Below are 16,171 nucleotides of genomic sequence, written 5' to 3'. Positions count from 1 at the left end.
ACGAAAGAGGTGAATGCATTGGGGAATTGATGCTGACTGTACAACGTCGTCTTATCCAAAAATTTAAGTTCCGAAGGAGGTGAACCCGTCGCTGGTTGTATTCCGAATAGAGGAACGCAGCGCGGGAATAACACTTGACTGACCCCTTACCCAGTTTGTTGAATCTTTTGCTGGTGTTGGCACTAGTACTATTGAATGGTTTTTTTGTAGCAGCGGAATTTGCAATGGTCAAAATTCGCAGTAGTCGACTGGAAACACTTGTCGATGAAGGAAATAAACGAGCGCGCTTTGCACAGTCCATCGTTAATAACTTGGACGCCTATCTCTCAGCATGTCAGCTGGGAATTACACTGGCTTCACTAGGGCTTGGCTGGATTGGTGAACCGGCAATCGCCGAACTGATCCGTCCGATATTCGCAGCGATTGGCTGGAATAACGAAGTTGCCGTACACAGTGTATCGATTGTAATTGCCTTTGCGGTTATTACGGTTCTGCATATTGTACTTGGCGAATTGGCACCCAAATCACTCGCGATCCGCAAAGCGGAAAGCGTAACTCTGTGGACAGCTGCACCGATGATGCTGTTTCACAAAATCATGTATCCTTTTATCTGGATGTTGAATGGTATGGCAAACGCATTGCTAAAATTGTTCGGAATCGCTCCGGCATCTGAACATGAATCCGCCCACACCGAAGAAGAGATACGCATACTCATGAAAGAAAGCAACAAGAGCGGGCTGATCGATAATACCGAACTGGCGCTGGTTGATAATATATTCGAATTTGCCGATACAACCGCCCATGAGATTATGATTCCACGTACCGAAATGATCTGTCTGAGTCTGCATGCGTCCCGTGAGGAGAATTTGCAGATTGCGCTAGATGGCATGCGTACCCGTTATCCAGTATGCGATGGCGACAAAGACCATATTGTCGGTTTCTTGCATATTAAGGATCTGATGCGTTATCAGATTACAGACTCGGTCAAACTGATTCGTCCGGTTATTGCTGTACCCGAGTCGATCAAGATTAGCGAACTGATGAAATTAATGCAACGCGGCAAGACACAGATCGCAATATTGATCGATGAATACGGAGGTACAGCCGGTCTAGTAACATTGGAAGATATAATGGAAGAGATCGTTGGTGAAATTCAGGACGAGTTTGATCATGAACGTCCTGTTGTGGAGCCGATTAACGAAATGATGTATTCCATCGACGGCCTGATGCTGATTGAGGAGTTCAATACTCGCTTCTCGCTGGATCTGGATGTTTCCGAATATGATACGATCGGCGGTTGGCTGTATTCGCGAGTCGAATCACTGCCTCCGCAAATAGGACAGAGCGTGGCACATGACGGGCATTTGTTAGTGGTAGAAGAGACGGAGAACAAACGTATTTCGCGAATCAAGTTAGTGATTACGCAATTCGCGGTCAATACAACGCAAGCGGGAGCTTGAACGTAAAAAGTTTTTAGTAACTTGGCATGTGAATGTAAAAAAGGAACGAGGAGCAATCCCGTTCCTTTTTTATTGCCTATTACTATATGACAGACAGATAGAGCGCTTGATCTAATCGAAATATACAGATTCAGGTGAATGAGATTATAGACTATCAATGGATGACTAAAGAACAATTGTCTGAGGATGAGAAGCTTGTATTGCGAGATCGATCGGTCATTCATGAAATGATAAAGCGTCAATCTGAGCAACCACTGTACAGCTTGGAGTTATTCCGAACGTTGTAATCAAAAGTAAAAAGAGGAATGAATGCGCATAATGCGATTCATTCCTCTTTTGTATCAATAGATAGAAGTGATACTATCGATGATACTTGTTGATGATCATGTATTCGTTAAACAATTAACGACGACGATCTGCTTCTTTTACTTCAGCATCGACTTCCTGATCATCCTCGTCAATTTGCAGCTCAGTATCGCCTTCGCCACGATCTTCGTATGCTTTTACCGCATTGCCCTGTTCTACATGACGGTTATCGCCATCAATGTCGTTAGCAGCAAACGTCTCGATACTTTCGGTGAAATTCTCATTATCACCGCTGCCTTCGGCAAGTTCGGTATAATCATGAACTTCGCGTTGAGCACTCATAGCAGGGGAGTCGGCAACGCCGTAATCCTCAACTGCCTGCCAAGCACCTGCATCGTCGAAGCGTCCGGTGTTATGCTGACGATTCTCACCAGAGCCTTTGGCAGCTGGTGTAATCAGGTCTTCTTCAACCGGTCGGTAGTCATTCACTTGATTTTGCTGTGGACTCTCGTCGACTAGATATGTTGTAAATGGTAGTGCTTGCAGACGTTCAAATGGAATTTCTTTACCGCTTACTTCACTGACGCCATACGTGCCTTCTTCAATACGTTGCAAGGCAGCATTCACCTGTTCCAGTGTCTCACTCATCTGATCGTCGATCGCCAGGTCGCGTCCACGTTCAAATGTCTCTGTACCGAGATCAGCAGGGTGGTTATCAACCGCGGACAATTCGCCTGTAGAATCGCGTTCGGATTCTGGTTGACCATCAGCAGTTTGATCCTCTGTGTTAAAGTGACGTTCTAGCTCGCTTTTTTCTTCTAGCAAGCTGTTTTTTAATTCCTCTATTTGAGCATCTGTTAAATGTTTCATCATTATGATCTCCCTTCGGTCATTAGCTGCATGAGTTGATTGTGTTCCGAATGAACAGCAACAAACCCGTTCTACCTCAATTACCCTAGGAAACAGAAAATCAATCTTCTTGTATTGCTCATCTTTAGTTTGGATGTGCACAGACTTCTGCTCTTGCAAAAGCCTTCTATTACAAATAACAAATACAAATGAAATAAGAATCAACTTAATCGTAAAATCTACTGTTTGTATAGGAACGGTTAATAATTGGAATAGGTTGGTTAATACAACAAAGATTAGATTTTACCTTTTACTTAAAAGTACATGAATACGATTCATATGCTACCGTATTTCACCATTGTTTGTTTCATTTCGGAAGACTAGCAAGTACACACATTCAAATTACCGGAAAAGGGGAATAATGATGAAAGCACTTACTTATCAAGGCAAGCAAAATGTAAAAGTAAAAGAGGTAGAGGACGCTAAAATTCAGAAGCCGGATGATATTGTCGTTCGTATTACATCTACGGCAATTTGTGGTTCCGACCTTCATATTTATAATGGTGCTATGCCTGTCGTGCATGATGATTATGTGATCGGTCATGAGCCGATGGGGATCGTAGAAGAGGTTGGTCCAGGTGTCACCCGTGTGAAAAAAGGCGATCGTGTCGTTATTCCATTTAACGTCTCATGTGGCGAGTGTTTCTTCTGTAAAAATCAAATGGAAAGTCAATGCGATAATTCCAATGAGATGGAACAAAAAAATACAGGCGCTTACTTCGGTTTCGATATTTACGGTGGTTATCCAGGCGGTCAGGCAGAGCTAATGCGTGTGCCATACGCTAACTTCCTGCCATTCGTTGTACCCGAATCGGCGGAAGTCACGGATGAACAAGTACTATTCCTATCTGATATTATGCCAACAGCATATTGGAGCGTAGAGAGTGGTGGGGTCAAATCCGGTGATACCGTTATCATTCTCGGCTGCGGACCGGTTGGGTTGCTCGCTCAGAAGTTTGCATGGCAAAAAGGTGCCAAGCGCGTCATCGCTGTCGATCATCTGCCATACCGACTCGCTCATGCGAAGCGTACCAATAACGTAGAAGTGATCAACTTCAAAGAAGTGGACGAGGTGGATCAACATTTATTAGAAATCACAAGTGGCGGCGCGGACGTCGTTATTGACTGTGTTGGATTGGATGCTGAAATGAGTGTAGGTGAGAAGATTCAGACTACACTCAAATTGCAAGGCGGTAGCTTGAGCGCATTCAATATCGCTGCTAATGTGGTACGCAAATTCGGTACGATTCAAGTGACGGGCGTATATGGGGAAACATATAACAACTTCCCATTTGGTCATCTGTTTGAACGTAATGTGAAGCTAGCGATGGGACAGGCACCAGTCGTACATTACATGCCGGAGCTGTTTAAGCAGATCACGGATGGTACCATTGATGCGACTGACATTATTACACACAAAGTTTCGCTGAGTGATGCTGAGCACGGATATGATATTTTCAATGATAAAAAAGAAGATTGCATCAAGGTCATCCTGAAGCCATAATCTTGAGCAGCAAGTAGTAGGATTGTTAGCATGAGGCTAATATCTTACATGACAATGCACAAAAATGAAGCCTGTATCGGAATGAAGATGTCCGATGCAGGCTTTTTGCTGTCTATAAGCGATAGATAAGCCAGATGCCATTTTTACAATTTACAAATATAGTTACAGCAACGAGAGTAAAAGAATATATTGACCAAACAAAATATCCAATCACAAAAGAGAGAGTACGATGTTCCAGCGAGATGCTGCTTGCTGGATCGCGCGTTGCATCTGCTGTGCAGGCTGTTGAATCATATCACCATGACCGATTGCGAGTAGTGCAGGTTGCAGTTGAAGCAGCTTTTGCGCACTTTGCAACGCATCAGCTTTGGACCATGTAGCGAGTGCTGGAAAAGGGAAGATGAAACGTAGATCGCCAGCTACTGCTATGCCGCCACGAGTTTGAAAAGCATCGCCTGCAATGACAAATCGATTTCGTGTATCTAGTAATGCGATGGAACCGGGCGTATGACCAGGCACTTCTATCACTTGCAATGAACCGACAGTATCTCCTTCATCCAGAAGCTGAGTGGGGCGAGTTTTCAGATGTTTCGGCACACCGCCTTTGATCGGTGTCTGTGCTTCGTGAGCATCCAAAGACATATCACCATTCATCAGACGAGCATCGCGTCGAGATACATACACTTCAATCCCCGGATACAGCTCTACCAGTTTATCAAGTGAACCGACATGGTCACTATGTACGTGAGTGAGTACGATTCGGGTTAGCGGTTTACCCAGCTGTGCTTCAGCCTGTTGAATGCCTTTGTAGCTAGTAGGCAAGCCAGCATCAATCAATGTTAAGCTTTCGTTTTCCTCAATGAGATAACAATTGACAGGGAATATACCGGGGAAATAAACAAGCTGATGTAAATGTCCATTACTGTTTATTTTCATACGTATCACCTCCAATTTCATCATAACTAATACTATTAGTTTTATCAACATGTTTATTTAATTTTTACTAATATTATTAGTTTTTAGTTGTTGTAATCCATGTAAATAAGCAGTTATGATCATCTCAAAGCTAGTATTGACATCTACATTTAGACCGAAACCTTGATTGCGCTCCAATGAACTAAATCCGTGTAATACGCTACGCAAACCACGTGCAGCATGAACCAGTCCATCGTCGGTCAATTCAAATTCCCGCAAGATTTGGAACCATAGCTCCAGCAGTTGATTGGAGACATTGTGCAATGGCTCATCATCCTGCTCTGGCTGGTAAAAGGTTGCTTCGTACAGTCCCGGTTGCGTGCGTACAAATTGCAAATATGCTCGTGCTACTTCGCGGATCGCGGTATCGCGAGAGCGTCCGACAGCTGCCTGCATCGTCATTTCCCGTAGCTGTTCCAGCCCTTTAAGTGCCATAGCGCGGCGTAATCCGGGTAAGCCATCCACATGATTGTATAGAGAAGGGGATCGTACATTTAACTTTTTTGCAACGACGGCAAGCGTAATGTACTGTATACCGTATTCATCCGCAATTTCGGAAGCGGTTTTGACGATCAGGTCGAGAGTTAAGCCGATTCTTGGTGACATGATAGATTCCTCCTTATACCCGTATATAACTTGTATTTCATACATAAAATAATCATATTCATACAAAAGCTATGATCATTCATATTCTATCTATGATTGTAAATGATCTGCCACATATTGCAAATGACAATGCGATCAAGGAACATCAATGAAATGAACGGATAGTATTCATGGAAAAGCTATGGTCATTTAGTAAGCTGATGTCATTCGCTTGTGAATAATGAACAGTAAATAGACACCGACAATGTATGCTCGGTGTCTATTGATGCTCTGTTGCTGTTTAACTTGCCTACGAATCGGATAATAATAAAGCATCTTGTACTATGCAAGAATGATGCTACTTGAATCATCATTCTTGCATTAGAATGCCCAGCCGCCTTGTTTGAAGACAGGTTCTTCTTTACCATCTTCGGTAATACCATAAATGTCCATCTCACCGGAACCGATCATAAAGTCAACGTGTACCAGACTGTTGTTCAGACCGCGTTCTGTCAGCTCATCACGGGACATTTGTTTGCCGCCTTGTAAGTTGAACGCATACGCGCTACCGATTGCCAGATGGTTGGAAGCATTCTCATCAAACAGGGTATTATAATAGAGAATATTGGATTCGGAGATCGGGGAACGGTGCGGTACAAGGGCAACTTCGCCCAGGTAATGCGCGCCTTCGTCCATTTCCACCAGATGTTCTAATGTTTCTTGACCTTTTTCGGCTTCCACACCAACGATGCGACCGTCTTTGAACGTCAATTTGAAGTTGTCGATGATCGTACCACCATAGCTAAGCGGCTTGGTGCTGCTCACATACCCGTTTACATCAGACTTGAGCGGAGCCGTGAACACTTCCTCTGTTGGCATGTTGGCGATAAAGGAGTCGCCGCGTTCGCTCACACTGTCAGCAGCTGCCCAGATATGACCTTCTGGCAAACCGATTGTCAGATCCGTGCCCGGCGCCACATAATGGAGTTGCTTGTATGCTTTATCATTCAGATATTTGGATTTCTCGTTCAGCAGTTTGACATGCTCTTGCCATGCAGAGATCGTATCGCCCTGACCTACACGAACGGCTTTGAAAATGTAATCCCACATATGGTTGATCTGTTCTTCAGCTGGTTGATCCGGGAATACTTTCGCTGCCCACGCTTTGGAAGGTACAGCTACGATCGACCAGCTCATTTTATCGGATTGCACATACTCGCGGTATTTGACCAGCACTTTGCTAGCTGCTTTTTGGAACGTAGCGATACGCTTGGAATCGATACCTTTCAGCAGATCTGGATCGTCCGATACGACGTGCAGTACAGCACCTTGTTCTTCTGCCAGTTCTTCCATCTCGGCAGCATACCATTTTGGACCAAGCTCGAACGATTCGTCAGGTGCTAGCTCATAACGCAGGCGTGTAATCTGATCATCCGACCAGTTAACCTTTACGAGTAGAGCACCGGCTTCGTAGCCTTTTTTGGTCAGCAGGCGTACAAATTCAGCTGCGTGCAGCGGTGCGTTGATGATGAACTTTTGTCCTGGTTGTACGTTAACGCCGACGCGGACTGCAAGCTCGGCATATTGTTCCAGGTTTGTCTGAAAATCTGACATGAATAGTTCCTCCGTTTCGACTAACTGTATGTGTATCGTTATGCACCGCAAATAGGGCGATCACAACGAGTGAACTGGGATCATGCATGGAAATGAAATGATCCGTCCTATCTATATTACAGGATGTGAACGCTGATGAAAACTATTCCCGCAAAACCGATATGCAAATGTAATGTATAAAGATTGCGATTGCCCTGGTGCAGGAGAGAGGAGCACATTTGATGAATTGGAAGGAAGATTGGAAAACCGCAAAAGATGCTTTACAGCAAATTACTGTTAACGGAAGTGAGGATAATGAGCCGGTCGTTATTTCTGGATACGCAGAAGGGGTGCGTTGTATCGGAATTGGTACAGATGCAGCCGTATTCACATATGATCAAGCACCTGGTTATGCTTTCAAAGTGTTCACGCCGCAAGCGATAGACAAAATTCCGGTGGAAGTGTCTGTGTACGAACGCTTGAAGTCAGCACCTTTCTTCCCTGTATGTTACGGCAGTGACGCCAATTATCTAGTACTCAGCTATGAAGCTGGACCGACACTGCAAGATTGTTTATTACAAGGAATTGAAGTGCCGCGTCAAGTCATCACCGATGTGGAAGCTGCACGCAAATATGTACGCGGCGTTGGTATGAATCCACGCGATATCCATCTCAAAAATGTAATTATGCAAAATGGGCGTGCCAAAGTAATCGACGTATCTGAATATGTCAAAGAAGGCGATGATAAGCGCTGGGATCATCTGGTATGGGCTTATGATCAGCTCTATGATCGTATCGCTGGTAAAAGTATCCCATCTTGGGTACTTGATACGGTAAAAAATTGGTATGCACGGATTGGCGTCGTCAACAGTACACTCAACCTCGAAGAACTCGCCAAAAAAGCAGGCGATCTGTTCTCCAGATATATGAAGTAACACAAAAACTCCGGCATCCTCGTGAAGATCACATGTTCACGAAGATGCCGGAGTTTGTTTTATAGAAGATATTGCGATATATGATCAAGCCCGTATACCCCTGTACAGGCGAATATCAGTGCGATGTTCATATGTGATGCTAATGGATGCGACTCTGTGCTTGTCGCGAATTATAATTTGCAGAACGAGATTAATTGTTGCAATTCTTCCGCCAGTGCAGATAAGTGACGAGCGGAGGAAGCGACATCTTCCATCGTAGATAATTGCTCTTCACTGGCAGCATTCATTTCGTCGATGCCAGCAGAGCCTTGTTGGGAAAGAGCACTCAGATGTTCCATCGCTTCAGCGATTTGTTGGGAACGCTGATTTGCATTGCCGATCAAGGAACTGGTCGTGTCGATCTTTTGCACAGCAGTGCCAACGGATTGTTGAATTGCTTCAAAAGCGACTGTAACCCGGCGGCTACCGTCGACACTTGCCTGTACGCTGCTTACTGATTCCTGAGCTTGTTCGACTGCACTCTGACTTTCCTGCTGTACGTCGCTGACAAGTCCAGTAATCATTGTAGAGGACTCGGCAGCACTTTCTGCAAGCTTGCGGATTTCCTCGGCAACGACGGCAAAGCCGCGTCCTGCTTCACCCGCACGCGCAGCTTCGATAGAAGCATTGAGCGCAAGTAGATTTGTTTGTTTGGCAATTTGTTGAATAGCGGAAGAAGCATAACCGATCTGTTCGGACTTGGTGTTCAGGCTAGTTAGTACATTCAACGTAGAGTGAATATCGGTAGACAGGCGCTGGATGCGATCGGTAATCTCGTTTACTTCGCCCAATCCTTGTTCTGCTGTTTGTTTCATATTGCCGGTCAATTCGTCAATTTCTTTACTCGTATGGGCAACTTGTTCCATCTGGGTAGCCATATGATTAACCGAATCTGTGACTTGAATGACAGTCTGAGTCTGCGAGGTGAAGCCGGTGGACAATTCACCAGAAGATACAGCGATATGAGAGGATGCCTGAGCGGTTTGTTCCGCACTAGCAGTCAATTGTTCGGATGAAGCAGACAACGTCATCGCACTCTCGTCCACACTTTTTATAATTTTACGCATACTATCGATCAGCTTATTGAACGCAGTTGCGACTTGTCCGATCTCGTCGCGTGCTGTGTAGCTAGCAGTAACGGTTAGGTCACCCTCTGCTGCTTGATTCATCAAGTTTTGTACTTGGCGCAGTGGTCTAGAGATCATAACAGTAATCCAGATACCCATTAGCAGAGAAACGATTATACCGACTACAAAAACGATGATTGTTAATCCTTTGGAAGCATTATACGTAGTATCAGCAACAACTTTGCTTTCGTTAGCTTCGTTCAGAATATTGTCGCGCATTTGGTTCAGGTATTGATTCAATGTATTACGCGTTACATCTAGTTCAGCATAATCTGCTTGAGCTTCTGCTTGATTACCCGCTGTAATGGCATCTAATACTTTTTGACGTACTACAGATTGTGCTTGAGCAGCTGCAACCAGTTGAGCAGAGATTTGTTGATTGGCTGTACTAAGTTTCAATTGTCCCAGAATTTCGTATTGTTGTTTTGTATTGGCTGATGTTGTATTCACTTCTTCAATCAATGATTGCTGAGTACTGGTATCGGTAGTATTCATCAGTCGCAATACTCGCGTTGCATTCGTACTATAATTAATGACGAGCTGATCTATTGCCGTAATCGCTTTGATATTTGTTTCATACATATCGTTGGCAATGGTAGACATTTTGGAACTGGCACTTGTACCATTCAAGCTGATAGCTGTCAGCAACAGTAAATTGACAATGATTAAAATAACGATTTTGGTACGGACACGCAAGTTTTTCATATCGATATAATCCCCTTTTGCTACGTCATATTGTTACGATTTGTCATTTGTTCTCTGTATATCAAATGATTGTATCCATGTGATTTTGGCGTGACCGTACAATCGTAATTAGATCGTAAAGCGCGTCATCACTTGTTGCAGATTCTCAGCTAGTTCGGACAGGTAACGGGCAGAACCCGAAACTTCTTCCATTGTAGACAGTTGTTCTTCACTGGCAGCACCGGTTTGTTGCAGGCTAGCGGAAGATTGTTCCATGATCGCACTGACATTTTCCATTGCTTCAGCGATCTTCTCAGATTGCTGAGCAACTTCCTGAATGATGCTGCCGGAAGCAAGGATGCGATCCGCTGTATTGTCAACGGATTGGCGAATCGCTTCGAATGCGGTGCTGACATTTTGACTGCTCTGCACACTTTCTTGAATGCTGGCGGAAGATTGGCTGACTTGTTCCACAGCAGCTTTGCTGCTATCTTGCATCATTTGCACCATATCGGAAATTTCACGAGAAGAATCGGCAGCACCTGAAGCGAGTTTGCGAATCTCTTCGGCAACAACGGCGAATCCACGACCAGCTTCACCGGCACGGGCAGCTTCAATGGAAGCATTCAGTGCAAGCAGATTCGTTTGTTTGGCGATATTCTGAATAGCGGACGATGCCAGACCGATACGATCGGAAGTAGTAGACAATTGCTGCATCACCTGCAAGTTGCGCTCCATATCAATCGCCAGTGTTTCGATCAGACGGCTGATATCTTTGACTTGTTCCTGACCATGTTGTGCCGCCGATTTCATTTCGTCTGTTAGTGCCGCCACTTGTTGGCTGTTGGAAGCAACAATGCCCATTTTCTCATACATAGAGTTGACGGAATTGTTCACCTGGTTGACCGATTCTACTTGTGTTTCTACACCGGTCGACAATTCGCTCGTAGCGATCGTAATGTGTTCGGACGCCTGAGCGGTTTGTTCTGCACTTGCTGTCAATTGCTCTGACGAAGCAGATAGAGTCAGAGCACTTTCATCGACTTTGCGGATAATGTCGCGCATATTCGTGATCATTTCATTAAATGAACCAGTTACTTGACCAATCTCATCACGGGAAAGATAATCGCCAGTCACTGTCAGATCGCCTGCACCAGCACGACTCATCAGCTGACTCAGATTGCGAAGTGGACGGGTAACCATACGGCTAATCAGTAGACCGATAGTTAGAGACAAGGCGATAGCAGCAACGATCAGGATGATCATGATCATACGAGAATTGCTAGTGACTTGCTCAATTTCAGTGTTGGCTGTTTTGGCTTCGCTGCTCAAGATAGCATTGAGGCTGCGAACGGTTGTATTCATCGTTTGACGTAATGGTTCTACCTGGGTGTTGAATAATGTATAAGCGGCTGCATTCTGATTGTTTGTTGCCATTGTCTGTACTTGTTGCAGCAAGGTTTGATACGTATCAAGATTATTCAAATACTCGTTGTACAGTTTGGATGCCTGTTCTCCAATAACGAGAGATTTCATTTCTTCATATAAAGTCTTATTCATCTCATTGCGTTCATTGATTGTACTTGTCAGTTCGGTATTGCGCTCAGCTTTGGTCGTAATCATCATTTCTAGTAATGCAGCTTCGATTGTACGGTTGTCGATAATGATCTGGCTGACATCTTCACTGGCGAGCATATTTTTATGGTACATATCATTTGCTTTATCAGCGATCTGGACGGTAGCGTTATAACTACCATAGCCGATAACAGCCATAAACAAGATTGTGACAGCGAGCAGGGTTAAAATTTTCGTTTGTACAGTTAAATTGCGCATGTAAATCACTCCATCTGATTAAAGTAGCTGCGATTGGTAAACGGTGTAGCGGAAATGCTGGTTTTTGTCGAATATAAGTATGGTAGAATCTGGTTGTGAAATCGTTCCCGATTTGCCGTCATTGGCATCTCATGTTTATAAAAGAAAGACTACAATGATGTAACCCCTTATTATCTATGTCTTTAGCCCAATAAATATAATCATTTCTAATCTCTGTATTATATGTCGGTAGGACTAAGTAAATTAATTATAGTCCTAGGACCACGCTGTTAAAAATAGGAAATATATCTTATTTTGTCGAAATTAATCGAATAAAGTAGATTGGTTATGAACAAAATTAGACATTTCGGCTGTATTCGATTAGGCTACCGTTGGTTCGTTTAAAATAACGGTAGGGTACTTTAAAGCACAGCAGAAAGGATGAATAATCATGACTGATACATTAAACGAAGTTGCGAAAAAGCATCTATATATTGATGGGAAATGGCAGGAGGCGGCATCGTATGAGCCGTTATACTCTCCATATAATGGAGCGCAGATTGCAGAGGTAGCGGAAGCGAGTGAGGATGAGACACGTCAAGCGATTGCTGCGGCTGCGCAAGCAGCTCCTATTATGCGGGATTTGCCCGCTCACAAACGGGCAGCCATTTTGGAACAATTGGCACATTTGCTACAAGAGCGAAGCGAGGAAGCAGCAAGACTCATTGCACTCGAAGGCTCCAAGCCGTTAAAAGCAGCGCGTGGCGAAGTGGCACGTACGATTGAAACGTATAAATTTTCCGCAGAGGAAGCGAAGCGTATTCACGGCGAAACGGTGCCGTTGGATGCCGCTGCAACAGGCGAAGGCAAAATCGCCTATACGATCAAAGAACCTGTCGGTGTAGTCGGAGCTATTACGCCATTTAACTTTCCGATGAATCTGGTTGCTCACAAAGTAGGACCAGCACTCGCAGCAGGCAACACGGTCGTGTTAAAACCAGCCGAGCAGACACCGCTCTCGTCTCTATTGTTAGCACAGTTATTAGAAGAAGCAGGATTGCCTGCTGGCGCATTAAATGTAGTAACTGGTGACGGCAAGACGGTTGGCGATGTCATCGTAACCGATGATCGGGTCAAAGCGTTATCGTTTACCGGTAGTCCAGGCGTCGGCATTTCTATCCGCTCTCGCTCTGGGTTGAAAAAGGTGACGCTGGAGCTAGGTTCGAACTCAGGGCTGATTATTGATCGCGATACGAATATCGATGGCATGATTGAACGTGCGGTCTCTGGAGCATTCGGCAATCAGGGACAAGTCTGTATTTCCGTTCAGCGTATTTATGTGCACGAAGAGATCTTTGATACGTTTGTACAAAAGTTTGTCGAAGCGACAGGCAAGCTCAAATTGGGTGATCCGCTGTCTGAAGATACCGATGTAGCTGCGATGATCGCACCGAAGGAACAGAAGCGCGCATTGGAATGGATCGGAGAAGCGATTGAGCAGGGAGCCAAAGTCGCTTGCGGGAATGAGTTACAAGACGGCTTGCTGCTACCGACCGTATTATTGAATGTCGACCCGGAAGCACGCATTGCTTGCCGCGAAGCGTTTGCCCCGGTTGTCATGATTAATGTAGTCAAAGATATGGATGAAGCAGTAGCTGCCGTTAATCATTCGGATTATGGACTACAGGCGGGCATCTATACGTCGAGATTGGATACTGCCTTCCGTGCGATTGGTCAGCTGGAAGTAGGCGGCGTAATTGTGAACGATATTCCTTCCTTCCGCGTGGATCAAATGCCATATGGTGGAGTGAAACAGAGCGGTATTGGTCGCGAAGGAGTCAAATATGCACTCGAAGATATGCTCGAAACGAAGCTCGTTGTGTTCAATCAATCGTCGTAACCGTTGATACAGCAATAGTTCGATTGGCGAACTATTCCTTACATGCATTTCGCTTTTTTGCAATGCAAGATAGAAAAAGGCAGATGATAGCGTCAAAATGAAGGAATCATATTCCTGATTCCTATATGTTTTGAATCAAAACTTAATTTAACATGTAAAAAAAGACTTAAGAAATCGCAGAAGCGTTTTTTAAGTCTTTTTTGCGTGTGAAAATGCCGATTTTTTTGACCGTTTGTCAATTAAAGACACCTCATATGTTAGTTATTAGGATCTTTTTAAGATTTTTTCATTTTTTTAGTCAAAAGGGTATTTATTTTTTTTAGGAATCGTGATACGCTTTCTCCCAACACAGAGATGTGTTCCGCAAATGACGATTTAAATCGAAATCGCAGGAGGTGAACAGGACAGCGGCATCACAGGTTTGGCAAGCCCGCTATACATAGCTGGCAGGGTGTAAGCAGAATCTCAGGTTGTTTAGTAACAGGTACACTTACGGATGTACACTGAATGTTTCAACCGGAGCAGTTTATTATTCAAAAAAAACCAAGTGAACAGGGGAGAATACTTTGAAAAAAACAGTAGGTCTTTTACTCGCAGGCAGTTTGCTCGTTGGTGCAACAACTTCGGCTTTTGCAGCTGATACGAATAGTCTGGCACCACTCGGTGATTACACACCAAAAGTGATCACTCAAACGACTGGTATTTCCGGTAATGGCGATGCGAAAGTATGGACGTTCTTGGATAAACAAAAACGTTCCATCGTAACGGACAATGCTAGCTCCACTAATGTAAAAGAACTGTTTGAAATTACGAAGCGCCAATCCGATTCCAAAACCGGAACTGAGCACTATCGTCTGAATCAAACTTTCAAAGGTATTCCGGTATACGGCGCAGAGCAAACACTGCACTTTGACAAATCCGGTAACGTATCTCTGTATCTGGGTCAAGTCGTTGAAGATGTATACGGTAAACTGGAATCTTCCGAAAAAGCACAAGGCGTAACTGCTGATGTGTATGCAAAAGAAGACAGTGCTACTGATCTGGTAACACCGAAATTGAGCGCTTCTGCTGCAATCGCTGTTGCTGAAAAAGACGCTGCTTCCAAAGTAGGCGCACTGGGCGAAGCTCAAAAAACACCAGAAGCGAAACTGTACATCTATGCTCCAGAAGATAAAGAAGCTCGTCTGGCATACGTAACAGAAGTAAACGTACTGCAACCAGAGCCACTGCGTACACGTTACTTCGTTGATGCGAAAGACGGTTCCATCCTGTTCCAATACGACCTGATCGAGCATGCAACAGGTACAGGTAAAGGTGTACTGGGCGACACCAAAACACTGACTGTTAGCACATCCGGTTCTTCTTATGTTCTGTCCGATACAACTCGTGGTAAAGGTATCCAAACATACACTGCATCGAACCGTACATCCCTGCCAGGTTCGACAGTAACAAGCACAAGCAGCACATTCAACGATCCAGCTGCTGTTGATGCACACGCATATGCTGCAAAAGTATATGATTTCTACAAATCCAACTTCAACCGTAACAGCATCGATGGTAACGGTCTGGTTCTGCGCTCCACTGCGCACTATTCCAGCAAATACAACAATGCGTTCTGGAACGGTACGCAAATGGTATACGGTGATGGCGACGGTACAACATTCGTACCACTGTCCGGCGATCTGGACGTTGTTGGTCACGAGTTGACTCACGGTGTAACCGAGTATACAGCGAACCTGGAATACTACGGTCAATCCGGCGCACTGAACGAATCCATCTCCGATATCTTCGGTAACACAATCGAAGGTAAAAACTGGCTGATCGGCGATGCTATCTATACACCAGGTACATCCGGTGATGCTCTGCGTTACATGGATAACCCTGAAAAAGGTGGACAACCAGCTCGTTTCGCTGACTACCTGAACACGTCTTCCGATAATGGCGGCGTACACACAAACAGTGGTATCACGAACAAAGCATACTACCTGTTAGTACAAGGTGGCACATTTGATGGTGTGAAAGTAACTGGTATCGGTCGCTCCCAAGCGATCCAAATCGTGTACCGTGCACTGACACTGTACCTGACGTCCACTTCGAACTTCGCGAGCTACCGTTCTGCTCTGGTTCAAGCTTCCACTGACCTGTATGGTGCTAGCTCCACACAGACTACAGCTGTGAAGAACTCTCTGAGCGCGGTTGGTATCAACTAATTCCGCTGTCGAACCCTCTAATGGTTCGATGATGGAGTTGAAGTCAAGCACCTCTCTGCCTGACGGTAGAGAGGTGTTTTTCTGTTAAAATCTAAATAGGTGTTTATTTTCTTTAGGAATCATGGTAATATT

General features: G+C 44.6%; 11 protein-coding genes. 5 read left to right on the top strand and 6 right to left on the bottom strand.

Going from position 1 to position 16,171, the window contains the following annotated elements; translation table 11 throughout:
- Positions 1-134: 134 nt before the first annotated feature.
- Positions 135-1,460: a hemolysin family protein gene (locus tag ACDE64_RS12170; protein ID WP_411342471.1), complete on the top strand. Its 1,326-nt coding sequence runs from the start codon at positions 135-137 to the stop codon at positions 1,458-1,460.
- A gap of 402 nt (positions 1,461-1,862) precedes the next feature.
- Here ACDE64_RS12170 and ACDE64_RS12165 read toward each other — a convergent pair whose 3' ends face one another.
- Complete coding sequence (locus ACDE64_RS12165) at positions 1,863-2,639, bottom strand: conjugal transfer protein TraR (RefSeq protein ID WP_411346933.1); 777 nt, start codon at positions 2,637-2,639, stop codon at positions 1,863-1,865.
- Between the two features lie 400 nt (positions 2,640-3,039).
- Here ACDE64_RS12165 and ACDE64_RS12160 point away from each other — a divergent pair, with 400 nt between their 5' ends.
- Positions 3,040-4,179, top strand: coding sequence for a zinc-dependent alcohol dehydrogenase (locus ACDE64_RS12160; protein ID WP_411346777.1), 1,140 nt, complete (start codon positions 3,040-3,042; stop codon positions 4,177-4,179).
- A 210-nt stretch (positions 4,180-4,389) separates the two neighbouring features.
- Here ACDE64_RS12160 and ACDE64_RS12155 read toward each other — a convergent pair whose 3' ends face one another.
- The 3 genes from ACDE64_RS12155 to ACDE64_RS12145 form a co-directional block, all read right to left on the bottom strand.
- The gene (locus ACDE64_RS12155) at positions 4,390-5,115 is read right to left on the bottom strand and encodes an MBL fold metallo-hydrolase (RefSeq protein ID WP_411346932.1); all 726 of its coding nucleotides are present in this window, start codon (positions 5,113-5,115) and stop codon (positions 4,390-4,392) included.
- A 57-nt stretch (positions 5,116-5,172) separates the two neighbouring features.
- Complete coding sequence (locus tag ACDE64_RS12150; protein ID WP_411346931.1) at positions 5,173-5,760, bottom strand: TetR/AcrR family transcriptional regulator; 588 nt, start codon at positions 5,758-5,760, stop codon at positions 5,173-5,175.
- A gap of 360 nt (positions 5,761-6,120) precedes the next feature.
- Entirely contained in the window at positions 6,121-7,353 is a 1,233-nt protein-coding gene (locus ACDE64_RS12145) for an aminopeptidase (RefSeq protein ID WP_411346930.1), read from the bottom strand.
- Between the two features lie 221 nt (positions 7,354-7,574).
- Between ACDE64_RS12145 and ACDE64_RS12140 the strand changes: the two genes are divergently transcribed.
- Positions 7,575-8,267, top strand: a complete 693-nt coding sequence (locus ACDE64_RS12140) for a serine/threonine protein kinase (protein WP_411346929.1) — start codon at positions 7,575-7,577, stop codon at positions 8,265-8,267.
- Positions 8,268-8,437: 170 nt separating this feature from the next.
- On the opposite strand, the gene ACDE64_RS12135 is transcribed toward ACDE64_RS12140, so the two are convergent.
- Both ACDE64_RS12135 and ACDE64_RS12130 read right to left on the bottom strand, forming a co-directional pair.
- A complete protein-coding gene (locus ACDE64_RS12135; protein ID WP_411346928.1) occupies positions 8,438-10,138 on the bottom strand; it encodes a methyl-accepting chemotaxis protein in 1,701 nt (566 codons plus the stop codon).
- 108 nt (positions 10,139-10,246) lie between these two features.
- Complete coding sequence (locus ACDE64_RS12130; protein WP_411346927.1) at positions 10,247-11,950, bottom strand: methyl-accepting chemotaxis protein; 1,704 nt, start codon at positions 11,948-11,950, stop codon at positions 10,247-10,249.
- Positions 11,951-12,380: 430 nt separating this feature from the next.
- Here ACDE64_RS12130 and ACDE64_RS12125 point away from each other — a divergent pair, with 430 nt between their 5' ends.
- Positions 12,381-13,829: an aldehyde dehydrogenase family protein gene (locus tag ACDE64_RS12125; RefSeq protein ID WP_411346926.1), complete on the top strand. Its 1,449-nt coding sequence runs from the start codon at positions 12,381-12,383 to the stop codon at positions 13,827-13,829.
- A 566-nt stretch (positions 13,830-14,395) separates the two neighbouring features.
- Positions 14,396-16,039, top strand: a complete 1,644-nt coding sequence (locus tag ACDE64_RS12120) for a M4 family metallopeptidase (protein ID WP_411346925.1) — start codon at positions 14,396-14,398, stop codon at positions 16,037-16,039.
- Positions 16,040-16,171 lie beyond the last annotated feature (132 nt).

The sequence above is a fragment of the Paenibacillus sp. WLX2291 genome, assembly GCF_046603665.1.
In the GTDB taxonomy this organism is placed as follows: Bacteria; Bacillota; Bacilli; order Paenibacillales; family Paenibacillaceae; genus Saccharibacillus.
Note: the sequence above shows the minus strand (reverse complement) of the source record. Positions and strands in the feature narration are given on the sequence as shown.

Excerpts from the sequence above, each read along its gene's own strand:
- ACDE64_RS12165 (WP_411346933.1), bottom strand. The coding sequence starts at position 2,639 with ATGATGAAACATTTAACAGATGCTCAAATAGAGGAATTAAAAAACAGC.
- ACDE64_RS12160 (WP_411346777.1), top strand. The coding sequence starts at position 3,040 with ATGAAAGCACTTACTTATCAAGGCAAGCAAAATGTAAAAGTAAAAGAG.
- ACDE64_RS12155 (WP_411346932.1), bottom strand. The coding sequence starts at position 5,115 with ATGAAAATAAACAGTAATGGACATTTACATCAGCTTGTTTATTTCCCC.
- ACDE64_RS12150 (WP_411346931.1), bottom strand. The coding sequence starts at position 5,760 with ATGTCACCAAGAATCGGCTTAACTCTCGACCTGATCGTCAAAACCGCT.
- ACDE64_RS12145 (WP_411346930.1), bottom strand. The coding sequence starts at position 7,353 with ATGTCAGATTTTCAGACAAACCTGGAACAATATGCCGAGCTTGCAGTC.
- ACDE64_RS12140 (WP_411346929.1), top strand. The coding sequence starts at position 7,575 with ATGAATTGGAAGGAAGATTGGAAAACCGCAAAAGATGCTTTACAGCAA.
- ACDE64_RS12135 (WP_411346928.1), bottom strand. The coding sequence starts at position 10,138 with ATGAAAAACTTGCGTGTCCGTACCAAAATCGTTATTTTAATCATTGTC.
- ACDE64_RS12130 (WP_411346927.1), bottom strand. The coding sequence starts at position 11,950 with ATGCGCAATTTAACTGTACAAACGAAAATTTTAACCCTGCTCGCTGTC.
- ACDE64_RS12125 (WP_411346926.1), top strand. The coding sequence starts at position 12,381 with ATGACTGATACATTAAACGAAGTTGCGAAAAAGCATCTATATATTGAT.